This window comes from Mycobacterium spongiae (genome assembly GCF_018278905.1).
Classification (GTDB): domain Bacteria; phylum Actinomycetota; class Actinomycetes; order Mycobacteriales; family Mycobacteriaceae; genus Mycobacterium; species Mycobacterium spongiae.
Genome location: NZ_CP046600.1, coordinates 1,446,303 through 1,459,133, shown reverse-complemented (window position 1 = coordinate 1,459,133; position 12,831 = coordinate 1,446,303). Strand labels below are relative to the sequence as shown.

10 protein-coding genes, 1 tRNA gene and 1 pseudogene are annotated in these 12,831 nt (G+C 63.7%); 5 read left to right on the top strand and 7 right to left on the bottom strand.

What is annotated here, in order from left to right:
• Positions 1–424: 424 nt before the first annotated feature.
• Positions 425–1,609, top strand: a complete 1,185-nt coding sequence (locus F6B93_RS05920) for a nitroreductase family protein (RefSeq protein ID WP_211698264.1) — start codon at positions 425–427, stop codon at positions 1,607–1,609.
• 202 nt (positions 1,610–1,811) lie between these two features.
• Here F6B93_RS05920 and F6B93_RS05915 read toward each other — a convergent pair.
• Positions 1,812–1,991, bottom strand: a pseudogene (locus F6B93_RS05915) (integrase core domain-containing protein); the annotation flags it as partial.
• Between the two features lie 441 nt (positions 1,992–2,432).
• Positions 2,433–2,506, bottom strand: a tRNA-Met gene (locus F6B93_RS05910).
• 115 nt (positions 2,507–2,621) lie between these two features.
• Between F6B93_RS05910 and F6B93_RS05905 the strand changes: the two genes are divergently transcribed.
• Complete coding sequence (locus tag F6B93_RS05905) at positions 2,622–3,638, top strand: TIGR03617 family F420-dependent LLM class oxidoreductase (RefSeq protein ID WP_485020625.1); 1,017 nt, start codon at positions 2,622–2,624, stop codon at positions 3,636–3,638.
• Between the two features lie 36 nt (positions 3,639–3,674).
• Here the strand turns inward: F6B93_RS05905 and F6B93_RS05900 are convergent, their stop codons facing one another.
• Both F6B93_RS05900 and F6B93_RS05895 read right to left on the bottom strand, forming a co-directional pair.
• Positions 3,675–6,668, bottom strand: coding sequence for a UPF0182 family protein (locus tag F6B93_RS05900; protein ID WP_211698262.1), 2,994 nt, complete (start codon positions 6,666–6,668; stop codon positions 3,675–3,677).
• Positions 6,669–6,829: 161 nt separating this feature from the next.
• Positions 6,830–7,852: a YlbL family protein gene (locus tag F6B93_RS05895; RefSeq protein WP_211698261.1), complete on the bottom strand. Its 1,023-nt coding sequence runs from the start codon at positions 7,850–7,852 to the stop codon at positions 6,830–6,832.
• A 95-nt stretch (positions 7,853–7,947) separates the two neighbouring features.
• Between F6B93_RS05895 and F6B93_RS05890 the strand changes: the two genes are divergently transcribed.
• A complete protein-coding gene (locus tag F6B93_RS05890) occupies positions 7,948–9,345 on the top strand; it encodes a zinc-dependent metalloprotease (RefSeq protein ID WP_211698260.1) in 1,398 nt (465 codons plus the stop codon).
• 38 nt (positions 9,346–9,383) lie between these two features.
• A complete protein-coding gene (locus F6B93_RS05885; RefSeq protein WP_211698259.1) occupies positions 9,384–10,253 on the top strand; it encodes a TOMM precursor leader peptide-binding protein in 870 nt (289 codons plus the stop codon).
• A gap of 34 nt (positions 10,254–10,287) precedes the next feature.
• On the opposite strand, the gene F6B93_RS05880 is transcribed toward F6B93_RS05885, so the two are convergent.
• Positions 10,288–10,461, bottom strand: coding sequence for a hypothetical protein (locus F6B93_RS05880; protein WP_211698258.1), 174 nt, complete (start codon positions 10,459–10,461; stop codon positions 10,288–10,290).
• Between the two features lie 297 nt (positions 10,462–10,758).
• On the opposite strand from F6B93_RS05880, the gene F6B93_RS05875 reads away from it, so the two are divergent.
• A complete protein-coding gene (locus F6B93_RS05875) occupies positions 10,759–12,102 on the top strand; it encodes a macrolide-binding ATPase MABP-1 (RefSeq protein ID WP_211699297.1) in 1,344 nt (447 codons plus the stop codon).
• 24 nt (positions 12,103–12,126) lie between these two features.
• Here F6B93_RS05875 and F6B93_RS05870 read toward each other — a convergent pair whose 3' ends face one another.
• Both F6B93_RS05870 and F6B93_RS05865 read right to left on the bottom strand, forming a co-directional pair.
• Complete coding sequence (locus F6B93_RS05870) at positions 12,127–12,432, bottom strand: WhiB family transcriptional regulator (protein WP_211698257.1); 306 nt, start codon at positions 12,430–12,432, stop codon at positions 12,127–12,129.
• Positions 12,433–12,581: 149 nt separating this feature from the next.
• Positions 12,582–12,737 carry a hypothetical protein gene (locus F6B93_RS05865; protein WP_211698256.1) on the bottom strand — a complete coding sequence of 52 codons (156 nt, stop codon included), beginning with the start codon at positions 12,735–12,737 and terminating at the stop codon, positions 12,582–12,584.
• Between the last annotated feature and the right edge of the window lie 94 nt (positions 12,738–12,831).

Here is a 12,831-nt window from a genome sequence, read left to right as displayed (position 1 = left end):
CAGCAGGCCTGTTCGCCAATGTGTTCGAAGCCAACCGCCGCCGGCCCGGCACGCCACATCCCCCCGCCCCCTCGCCAAGGAGCCACCGTCGCTGACATCCTGCGCCAGATCTCATTACTAGACATTCCGAGACGTATCACTTCCCGTCTCGGATGATCACCGGGTGTCGGTGTCGTCAGCTGGCGTGATGGCCATTAAGGAAGGCGGCGACAAGGGCTTTTGGGTCAAGTTCTGATACGAGCTTTGTGGCTGCGGTGCGGGTCCACAGGCCGTGCAACATGACTGGCGCAATTGTCTGGGCATGCCCCTCCGGACCTCGTGTCCGCATTAACTAGCACCTAGCCTACCACTTAATGCAAGTAGCTACTTGCACTAGGTGATAGGCTAGATGCTAGCTCTCCGGAACCAGAATGGGAGGTTGACGATGACTCAGCCAGAACTGCAACCAAGCGAACACGACGCATACCCGACCGAGAAGTCGCGGCGCTCGGTGTTGTGGAGTGTGAAGCTCAGGCTGCAGTTCACGGGCTGGCTTCAGTACCTCGTCACAGCAAACGTCGCGGTCGCGTTCTTGGTTGTCGCCGCTGTTGGATGGCTGGTCGGAGCCTGGCCGGTGTTTCTGTTCTGGCTGCCGCTAGCGATAGGTCTGCTGTTACTGACCATCGCGGCCTTCGACGTCATCACCGTGAAATGGGGATTACGCCCCCGCGAGCGGCTGCCAAACCGCATGGATGACCTCGACACCTTTGACCTGATCCGCTCGCGACGCTCTTGCCACTCCTTCCAGAGCCGTGATCTCACAGTGACCGACCGCGCCGAATTGATGGCCGCGGTTAGCAAGTACACGAGGCACGACAGTCTGATCGGTACCAGCCCGATTCGTTTCGAGTACGTCGCAGCTCCGTTGACGGTATGGCCAGGGGTCGGCGCGCACGAGTTCCTCGTCGCGATAGCACCGCGAAGCTACGACCGCCTAGCGCTCATCGACGTCGGCCGCAATCTCCAAAAGGTGGTGCTAGACGCCACCCGAATTGGGGTAGCCACTTGTTGGATCGGCCCCGGCGCCGACCAGAGCAGCGTCATCAAACACCTGGGTGACCGATTCGATCCCGATCAGGATCACGTGGTCTGCATTTGTGCAGTGGGATACCGGTCACGCTTCAAGCCCCTATCGATCCGCGTGGCGGAGTGGGTAGGGCATCGCCGTTTGCCGCTGGAGTCGCTCTTCTTCGCCGATCCACAGCTTCAGGTGCCGCTTGCGGTCGACATCGCACCGTTTTCGTCATTTGGTCGTTGCTATGAGGTCTGCCAGTGGTCGCCCTCGTCGTACAACGCCCAAACCACCCGATCCGCGGCTGTGGCAGAACCGGATGGAACCAGGCAGAAGGTAGCGCGATTCGACTTCTATACCACCACCACGTCGCGGTTCTATGCGCCTGTGGCACTGGGAATCTGGTGTGCGAACTGGGAAACTGGCTGCGAAGCACTCAGCATCCCAGGGCATTTCGCGGTCCTACCCCTACCACCCGATAGCCGTGGCAATGGCGATACATTGGAACTGCCCCAATACGGCGTCAGCTGGATCGCCGACCCAACAGAAGTAATGTAGGCACGAACTGGATGGCGTGTGGAGCGTGCCGCCTCATCGGTCCTCGACCAACAACTAGAGACGCCCACGCGCGACCCTTCCCCGCGCCTATCATCCCAGGTCGCCGCGGATCACACCTGTCTCACACCGCCGATCTCAAATCTTCACTGTCAGTGGGTAATCCAGACGGGCGTACGGGAGAGGGACTCGTTTGGTGGTGCCGCTATGCGGCTTGGGTTGGGTGGGCCGTGGCCCATTGTCGGGCGAACTCGGTTGGTGTGAGTTCACCGTGGGCGGTGTGGGGCCTGTTGGCGTTGTAGTCGTGGCGCCAATCTTCGATGATCACCCAGGCTTCGAGCCTCGAGTCGAAGCGCCACGAGTTGAGCAGTTCGTCGCGGAGCCGGCAGTGCCCATCGCGGATGTGGTGGGCTGAAACGGCGCGCCTGGCGAGGGTGGGGTTAAGGCCGCCGGGGCGGCGCTTGGCTGACTCAATTGGCTGGCCACGGCTTGCAGTTTGTCGACATCGACCCGCGACTGACACGGTCGCATCCTCGCGATTCTAACGACGAGGATCGGGGGAACAACTCACCGCGAGGCGGGGCATCGTGCGCAAGCCTGTTAGCAACCAACGCATCGCTCGCGCGACCAATAGCGGCGACGCCGGATGTCTTGACGGTCCAGTGGACGATGTATGCCGCCAGAATGAAAAACCCGATGGTCGCGCTCCCACGGACCAGGCCACATGGGTGCTCCACTATCGTTAGCTTTGCAAATATTCCCAAGGGTGTTCCCACAGCCATAGAAAATGGCCCCCAGGCTTGCGCCTGAGAGCCATTTCCGCTAGTAGCGGGGACAGGATTCGAACCTGCGACCTCTGGGTTATGAGCCCAGCGAGCTACCGAGCTGCTCCACCCCGCGTCGGTGAATGCCAGGTTACCGAACAGCGGCGAAGCTCGCCAAATCGCGGGTCTCACGGCCAGAACAAGCCAGATCAGCGGCGTCCCTGAGGCTGACTTCCGGCATACTGGCCGCCGTGGACAGCGACGTCATGATCATTCCGCAACCGCTAGGTCAGATGGGTGACCTGGCCAGGCGCACCCAGACCGCGGGGTTCTCGGGCCTGCTGTTCACCGAAGCCGGGCGTACGGCATATCTGAATGCCGCCGTAGCATCGCAAGCCGCGCCGAACCTCGATCTGTCCACCGGGGTCGCCGTGGCATTCCCACGCAGTCCCTTCGTGACGGCGGCTACCGCGTGGGAGCTCCAGGAAGCGACCGGCGGGAGGTTTCGGCTCGGCCTCGGCACCCAGGTACGCACCCACGTGGTGCGCCGATACGGTGTGGCCTTCGACCGCCCCGGTCCGCGGCTGCGCGACTACGTGCTCGCCGTGAAGGCGTGCTTCAGCGCTTTCCGAACGGGGGCGCTCGACCACCATGGTGAGTTCTATGACCTCGACTTCATGACTCCACAGTGGAGCCCCGGACCCATTGCCACACCCGATCCCAAGGTCGATATTGCCGCGGTGAACCCCTGGATGCTGCGGATGGCCGGCGAAGTGGCCGACGGAGTGCACGTCCATCCCATCGGCGAGCCCGGCTATCTCACCCGCCACGTCGTACCCAACGTCGCCGCAGGCGCGGCGAAAGCGGGCCGTTCACCGGCAGACGTCGCCGTCATCGTGCCGGCGATGACCATCACGGGCGACAGCGACGAGGAGCGCGATCGCGAACGCGAGGTTGTCCGAGCGAGTTTGGCCTTCTACGGAAGCACGCCCAACTATGCGTTCATCTGGGATGAGGCCGGGTTTGAGGGGACAACCGCGCGTATTCGGGAGCGGCAGAAGGCCGGTGACTTCGCCGGCATGGCGGCCCAGATCACCGACGAGCACATCGCCGCCTTTGCCACGGAGTCGACCTGGGACGGGTTGGCGGACGCGCTGTCCGCCAAGTACGGCCAAATCGCGACGCGCCTGGTGCTGTACAACGCCCTCGGCGACGGCGAGCGCTTCGAGCGCTATGGCGAGGTCGCCCGCCGGATGCAGCAACGATAGCTACGCCGGCCGACTACCGCGCTGCCGCACGCACCCCTAGTTCGAGTCGTTGAACTTGGTGATGGCGTCGTCGAGTTGCTGCAGAGCCGACCCGTAGGCAGCAAAATCGCCCTTCTTCTGCGCGGCCCGCGCCGCGCTGATCGCAGCCTGAATCTCCTGTAGCGCAGCGGCTTTGGCGGGAGACAAAGTGGCCGAAGTCGCCGACCCGTCAGGAGCCGGAGGCACCGCCGTCGGCGGCGACTGGGTAGCCGGCGCACCCGCCGGCGGCGGGGGCGGACTCGCTGGCGGCTTCGGCGAGGCAGCGCCCTCGGCGGGCGCGATCCCGGTAGCCGTCGCACCGGCACCGGGCCCGAACAACTCGGTCAGCGCGTCGCGGACGGTGGGACCGTAGCCGATCTTGTCGTTGTACATCATCGCCACGCGGATCAGCCGCGGATACGATGATGCGGCGTCACTGGACCCCGGCGACGCGTACACGGGCTCGACGTACAGCAAGCCGCCCTCGGCCAACGGCAGCGTTAGCAGATTGCCCCACTTGATCCGGTTTTGGTTGTCGCGCCCAATTACGCCGAGGTCCTGAGACACCGCCGTGTCGGTGGTAATCGCGTTATTGGCCAGCTTCGGTCCGTTGACCTGTCCGGGGATGGTCAACACCGTGATCTTGCCGTACGTTGCCGGGTCGGAACTGGCGCTGATGTAGGCGGCCAAATAGTCGCGCTTGAATCGGTTCATGGCGCTGATCAGCTGGAACGCCGCCGAACTATCGTTCTTGGCAATGTTTTTCGCGACGATGTAGTACGGCGGCTGATAGCTGCTGGCCGTCGGATTCGGATCCAGCGGAACGTCCCAGAAATCCGACGTCGAGAAGAACGTCACCGGATCGTTGACGTGGTACTTCGCCAACAGCATCCGCTGCACCTTGAACAGGTCTTCGGGATAGCGAAGGTGCTCGGCGAGCTCCGGCGTGATATCGCTCTTGGGCTTGACCGTGCCGGGAAACACCTGCATCCAGGCCTTGAGCACCGGATCTTGTTCATCCTGCTGGTAGAGCGTGACGGTGCCGTCGTAGGCATCCACCGTCGCCTTCACCGAATTGCGGATATAGGAAACTTTCTTGTCGGGCGCAAGCCGGTTAAACGCCACTTCGTTGGAATCCGCCGTTGCCGAGGACAACGAGGTCAGCTCGGAATACGGATAGTTGTCCAATGTGGTGTATGCGTCGATGATCCACACCAGCCGCTTGCTGACGATCGCGGGATACACGGCACTGTCCGTGGTCAGCCACGGAGCCACCGCCTCCACCCGCTGCGCCGGGTCCCGGTTGAATAAGATCTTGCTGTTTGAGCCAATCACATTGGAGAACAAGAAATTTCGTTCCGCGAACTTCGCTGCGAACACACTCCGGGATAGCCAACCGCCGACCGCGACCCCACCGCTGCCGGTGTAGGTGTAGCGCTTGGTGTCGACGTTGGTCTCGTAGTCGTATTCCCGGTCGTCGCCGTTCTTTCCGACGATCGCATAATCGGCGGACGTGTCGGAGATCACCGGTCCGTAGTAGATCCGCGGCTGGTCGAGCTGTGCCGGACCGTCGGACACCACGGTGCCCTTGGCACCAACGACATTGACCAGGAATTCCGGATAGCCCCCGTTCTGATTCGGGTCATTGGCAATGCCGCGTACCGTATTCGCGGGTGAGGCGATGAACCCGTTTCCGTGGGTATACACCGTATGGCGGTTGATCCAGTCCCGCTGGTTGTCGATCAACCGGTCCGGGTTGAGTTCGCGGGCGGCAACGACATAGTCGCGCAGGTTACCGCCACCGTCGACGTAGCGGTCGATCGATAGCTGATCCGGAAAGTAGTAAAAGTTCTTCCCCTGCTCGAACTGGGTGAACGCCGGGCTGACGATGGTCGGGTCGAGTAGCCGGATGTTCGACGTGGTTGCCCGATCGGCGGCGACCTGCTGCGCCGTCGCGGGGCTGTCGCCGGGGTAGTTGCGATACGTCACGACGTCCGACGTGAGGCCGTACGCTTGCCGCGTCGCAGTGATGCTTCGGCTGATGTATTCGCTTTCCTTTTGCGCAGCATTGGGTTTGACGCTGATCTGCTCGACAATCAACGGCCAACCGGCGCCAATGATCAACGACGACAGCAGCAATAGGACCAACCCGATGGCCGGAATCCGCAAGTCCCGCAGGACGATCGCGGAGAACACTGCGGCCGCGCAAATGACTGCGATGGCCACGAGGATCAGCTTGGCCGGTAGCACCGCGTTGATATCGGTGTACCCCGCACCGGTGAACGGCTTACCGCCCCGTGTGTGTGAAAGCAGCTCATACCGATCCAGCCAGTAGGCAACGGCTTTGAGTAGCACCAGGATCCCGACCAGACTGACCAGCTGGATGCGAGCAGAGCGGCTCAGCGCGCCGGTCCGCCCGGACAGCCGAATGCCCCCGAAGATGTAATGCGCTGCCAGGTTCGCCAAGAAGGCCAAGAACACCGCAACGAAAAGGTAGCTGAGCACTAGGCGGTAGAACGGCAACTCGAATGCGTAAAAGCCTAGATCCCTGCCGAACTGGGGATCGGTGACCCCAAAGTCACCACCGTGCAGGAACAGCTGGATCCGAACCCAGTAGCTCTGGGCGACGATGCCGGCCAGCAAGCCGATGAACGCGGGGACACCGATGCCCACTAGCCGCAGCCGCGCCAACACCAGGGTGCGATACCGGGCCACGGGGTCGTTGTCGTTGTTCGGGACGAAAACCGGACGGGTGCGGTAGCCCAGGGCGAGTCCGGCGAACACGATGGCGCCGACGACCAGCCCGGTGACGAGGAACACCACGATGCGAGTAACCAGCACGGTGGTGAACACCGAGCGGTAACCCAGCTCGCCGAACCACAGCCAATCGACGTAAGCGTCGATCAGGCGGGGTCCCGCGAGCAGCAACACGATCACACCCAGTGCGATCGCGATCAGAATCCGGCTACGCCGTGTCAGTTTCGGCATCCTTGCAGCGGGCCGCATCCCCACTAGCTACGCTCCCTGCTCGTCTTGGCTGACGCTCATCGGACTGGCGACCTTCTCCCGGGCGTCTCCGGGCCGGTCGCTGCCCATGTCTAGGGATTTCTCTAGACGGTCACAACTGTACGCATCGCCGCGCGCAGGTTGTGGTGTGCATCGTCGCCGGATGGCTAGCAACTCGGCGTCGGCGCTCCCGCCGTCATCGCGTGCAACGCGTCCACCGCTTGGCCTAGAGTTTCGACTTTCACCAGGCGCAGGCCAGGTGGGTTGTCAGCGGACGCCTCGAAGCAGTTCTTCGCCGGCACCAAGAAGACGGTCGCACCGGCCTCGTGGGCGGCAGACATCTTGTGAGTAATGCCGCCGATCGGTCCGACCTTGCCGTCCAGCGAGATTGTGCCGGTGCCTGCGACGAAGGTAGAGCCGACCAGATCGCCGGTGGTGAGTTTGTCGACCACCGCCAGGCTGAACATCAGCCCGGCCGACGGCCCGCCAATGTTGGCGAGGTGAAAATCAACGACAAACGGCGCCCACGGCGCGTCCAGGACCGCGACACCCATGAAGCCGTGGTCACGATCTTCGTTTTCGCCGAGTGTGATTTGCGCGACGCCGGCGGGCTCGTTCTTCCGGCGGTAGTCGATCGTCACGACCTGACCGGGCGTGGTGTTACGCAACATCGTGGTGAATTCCTCGATGTTGGCCACCGGGGTGCCATCAACGGCGTCGATGGCATCACCGGACTTCAGCTTGCCCACCGAGGGACCTGGATCGTTGACCTTTGCCACGGTTACTGCCGACGGATACTTCAGGTACCCCAAAGCGGCGTACTCGGCACTGTCCTCGGACTGCGCGAAGTCGGCGCTGTTCTCCTTGTCGATCTGCTCCCGCGACTTGCCAGGTGGGTAGACGAGGTCGCGCGGTACCAGCTGTTCTTGACCAGAGAGCCACAGTGTCAATGCTTGGCCCAAGGTCAGGTCGTCCCGCTGGGACACCGTCGTCATGTTGAGGTGCCCCGAAGTGGGGTAGGTCTGGGTTCCTTCGATCTGAACCACTTGTTTGCCGTCGACCTCGCCGAGCGTATTGAAAGTGGGACCTGGCCCCAGTGACACAAACGGCACCGTCACCACCGCGAGCAGCACACCAAACGTCACGATCGGCACCAGCGCGACCATCAAAGTCAAAATCCGCCTGTTCACGCCGCATAGAATAGACGGACCCGTCAAGGCTCGTTTAGCTGCAAGCGTGATCGCGAATCGCACTTTCTATTCCCAGGGTGGGTACGGTTAGGGGTATGGCTGACCTGCCCTTCGGCTTCTCTTCCGGAGACGACCCCGAGCGCGACAAACGCCGCGACGACGATTCCGGCTCCGGCTCGGGCGCCAATCCGTTGGGCTCATTCGGGATCAGCGGCGACTTCGATATGGCCGACCTGGGACAACTCTTCACCCGCCTGGGCGAGATGTTCGGCGGCTTCGGCACTGCGATGGCAGCCGGAAAAGACTCCGGTCCGGTCAACTACGCGTTGGCCCGACAGGTCGCGTCCAGCTCGATCGGTGCCACCGCTCCCATCGCGGACACGACGAAGTCGGCCATCGGCGACGCGGTTCACCTGGCCGACACGTGGCTCAACGGGACCACCGCGTTGCCCGCCGGCACCACAAACGCGGTCGGCTGGAGCCCCACCGACTGGGTCGACAACACCCTGGAGACATGGAAGCGGCTGTGCGACCCCATGGCCCAGCAGATTTCTTCAGTGTGGGTCTCGTCGCTGCCGGAGGAAGCCAAGACGATGGCTGGCCCCCTGCTGTCGATGATGTCGCAGATGGGCGGCCTAGCGTTCGGTTCGCAGCTAGGGCAGGCGCTGGGTCACTTATCGCGCGAGGTGTTGACATCGACCGACATCGGTCTGCCGCTAGGCCCCCCTGGTGTGGCGGCGATACTGCCGGATGCCGTTGAAAATTTCGCCGCGGGTCTGGAGGAGCCGCGCAGCGAGATCTTGACGTTCCTGGCCGCCCGTGAGGCCGCGCATCATCGGCTGTTCAGCCACGTCCCCTGGCTGGCGAGCCAACTGCTAGGAGCCGTCGAGGCCTACGCCATGGGGATGAAGATCGACATGACGGGAATCGAGGAACTCGCCCGCGAATTCAATCCCGCGACGCTGGCCGATCCGGCGGCCATGGAACAGCTGCTGAGCCAAGGAGTGTTCGAGCCGAAGGCCACGCCCAGCCAGACCCAGGCGCTGGAGCGCCTCGAGACACTGCTTGCCTTGATCGAGGGGTGGGTACAGACCGTGGTCACCGCAGCACTGGGCGAGCGGATTCCGGGTGAAGCCGCGCTCAGCGAAACGCTGCGCCGGCGCCGCGCCAGTGGCGGCCCAGCCGAACAAACATTTGCAACTTTGGTCGGTCTGGAACTACGGCCGCGCAAGCTGCGAGAGGCCGCAACGCTGTGGGAACGGCTTACTCAAGCCGCCGGCATGGACGCTCGCGACGCGATTTGGCAGCATCCAGACCTGTTGCCTGCGGCTGAGGATCTCGATGACCCAGCGGCGTTCATCGACCGCATCATCGGTGGCGACACCAGCGGTATCGACGAGGCAATCGCCGAACTCGGGCGGAACCGCGACATCGACGGTAGCGACTCCGATAGCGGCGAGACCGGTCGCAGTGGCGGTTCTGTGGATAACTGATCGGAGCGTCCGGTCGCGGCCTGGCACAGTCTTTGGTCATGCCCAGGGCAGTGCCGTCCTCCTCATATTCGCTGGATCCAGCGATGCCGGTGCTGTTGCGACCAGACGGCGCCGTGCAGGTGGGCTGGGATCCGCGACGAGCGGTGTTGGTCAGACCGCCGTCGGACCTCACCGCGGCGGATCTGGCCGCGCTGTTGGAATCCATGAGGTCCCCGACATCGATGGCCGAGCTGCGCCGCCAAGCCGTCAACCATGGGCTGGTCGACGGCAATGACCTGGCGAACCTCGTCGCGCAGCTGGTTCGCGCCGGCGTAGCGACCACGCACGACGACCCTGGCGACCGGGCCGCCCACGGCCGCGCGGCATCGATTCGCGTCCATGGTCGCGGGCCACTGTCCGACTTGCTGCTGCAGGCGCTGCGGTGCTCCGGGGCTCGGGTTGGACACAGCAGCCAACCGCACGCGGCCGTGACTCCTGCAGCCGTAGATCTGGTGGTGCTGTCGGACTACCTAGTGGCCGATCCGCGCATGGTGCGCGCGCTGCGCAGCGAAGGTGTCCCGCACCTTCTGGTTCGAGTTCGCGATGGCACCGGCCTCGTCGGGCCGTTGGTGATCCCCGGCGTGACCAGCTGTCTGGACTGCGCGGACCTGCATCGCAGGGACCGCGACGCCGCCTGGCCGGCCATCGCTGCCCAATTGCGGGACACCGTCGGAATAGCCGATCGGGCCACCTTGCTGGCAACCGCCGCGCTCGCGCTCAGCCAAGTAAACCGGGTGATCGCCGCGGTGCGTGGGTGCCACGGTGCGACCGACCCGCCGTCGGCACTCGATGCCACGTTGGAGTTCGATCTCAATGCCGGATCCATCGTGGCACGTCACTGGACCCGACATCCGTTGTGCTCGTGCTGACGGCGCCTGTCACCAGAATCCTGCGGCAGGCGTGCTAGCCCAGTCGTCCCTGCTCCGGGACGTTCGTGGAGATTGATGCATAGGCTCTGGCCAGGTCTTCAAGCACCCCCTCGGTCAGGGTGCGTTCTTTGCGGTGCTTCTCCAGCGTTTCAATGATGGCCCTGAACAGGGCATCGGCAACGTCGTGCTGCGCTTGTTTTGCTGACATGGCTTGTCGCGGTTCACTTTCCGGACGTCGGTTCGATGAGTCACACGTGTGCGGTCTCAGCCTACATAGGCGACAGCGAACCTCGATGGTGTGGCCATCGACACATACCAGGTGCCGGCTGCGGTCCCGGCGATCGCGGCTCAACAGCCCTTCGACACCCCCCTTCGACAACCCTTCGACAACCTAATTACTTGGTGTTTGTGCTGCTCATACCTGGTCTAGCGGCTCCCGGCACGGCGGAATTTTTTACCGTTGGGACAGTTGTTGCGCGATCGACACCCCGACCGGCTGGCCGTGATGGATGATGGGTGTGTGTCAGAGATCAAACGTGGCCGCGCAGCGCGCAACGCCAAGCTGGCCAGCCTGCCCGTCGGCATGGCTGGCCGGGCGGCCCTCGGCTTCGGGAAACGACTGACCGGCAAGTCGAAGGACGAAGTCACCACCGAGCTGATGGAGAAGGCAGCCAATCAGCTTTTTGCCGTCCTGGGCGAGCTCAAGGGCGGGGCGATGAAGGTTGGCCAAGCGCTGTCTGTCATGGAGGCCGCCATTCCCGAGCAGTTCGGCGAGCCCTACCGAGAAGCGCTGACCAAGCTGCAAAAGGACGCGCCACCGCTGCCTGCCGCCAAAGTACATCGGGTACTCGACGGACAGCTGGGCACCAAGTGGCGAGAACGGTTCCGTTCTTTCGACGACACCCCCGTGGCGTCGGCCAGCATTGGCCAGGTGCATAAAGCGCTCTGGTCCGACGGCCGCGAAGTGGCGGTCAAGATCCAATACCCGGGTGCCGACGAGGCCTTACGGGCCGACCTCAAGACCATGCAGCGATTGGTTGGGGTGCTCAAACAGCTCTCCCCCGGCGCCGACGTCCAGGGCGTCGTCGATGAGCTGGTTGAACGCACCGAGATGGAACTCGACTACCGGCTCGAGGCCGACAACCAGCGCGCATTCGCCAAGGCCTACGCCGGCCACCCACGCTTCGCGGTGCCCCACATCGTGGCGAGCGCACCAAAGGTGGTGATCCAGGAGTGGATCGACGGCGTGCCGATGGCCGAGATTATCCGCGATGGAACCGTCGAGCAGCGCGACCTGATGGGCACGCTGCTACTCGAACTCACCTTCGATGCTCCGCGCCGGTTGGAGATGCTGCACGGCGACGCCCATCCCGGGAACTTCATGCTGCTGCCCGACGGACGAATGGGCGTCATCGATTTCGGCGCCGTTGCGCCGTTGCCCGGGGGCTACCCGATCGAGCTCGGTATGACCATTCGTTTGGCCCGGGACACCAACTACGACCTGCTGCTGCCGACGATGGAGAAAGCCGGGCTAATCCAGCCGGGCCACCAGGTATCCGTGCGTGAGATCGACGAGATGTTGCGCCAGCACGTCGAGCCGATCCGGGTCGAGGTGTTCCACTACACGCGCAAGTGGCTGCAGAAAATGACCGTGAGGCAGATGGACCGCTCGGTTGAGCAGATCAAGACGGCACGGCAAATGGACCTGCCGGCCAAGCTCGCCATCCCGATGCGAGTGATCGCGTCGGTAAGTGCGATCCTCTGCCAACTGGATGCTCATGTGCCGGTCAAAGCGCTCACAGAAGAGCTGGTTCCCGGCTTCGCCGAGCCCGATAACGCTGTCGTGTAAATACCCGGCGAGTGCACCAGCGGCTCAGGCGGCAACAACGTCTTTGCGCGGACGCCCGCGCGGACGCTTGCGACTGACAATCGAGCCGCGTTCGAAGATCTCGCCGCCCCACACGCCCCACGGTTCGGCGCGTTCCAGCGCCGCGGCCAGGCACTGACGCCGCACCGGGCAGCTCGCGCAGAGCGTCTTGGCCCGCTCGAGATCGGCCGGGGTATCAGCGAACCACAGGTCGGGATCGCCGACGCGACACGGCACCGCCGGCAGTGTCTGTTTAGGGGTCTGTCCGGTGGGCTGGCTGGGGGTCCGTCTCGAGACTGTCGGTGCCGACATGTCCTGATAAACCTGCTTCCTGGTCCTGGGGGCTGTTCTTCGGAGCGATCCGGACCAGGTGGGGAAGTGCTGCCCCAAAAACTATGGCCACGGATCCTGGCGATTGCGGGTCCGTGGCCATCCGGTGAAACCGGGCTGGTTAGGGAGCCCTAGGGCGGGGTCCCGATCTTCACGGACTCGGTGGTCGCGGCGGCAACGCGGTGCTTGCCCGCCGCCGTGGGTGCGGCGGTGCGGGCGCTATGAGCGATTCCTGCGGTCGGCATCGCGGCAGCCACGCCCCCACCGATCGCGTTGGTGGTGATCATCGTGGCCGCCCTCCTCTCATGTCGCGCGCGAATGCCAGCCCTCCGTGCCAGCGATTTCGAGGGTAAACGGAGCCGTGGCGAATCACAACCGATT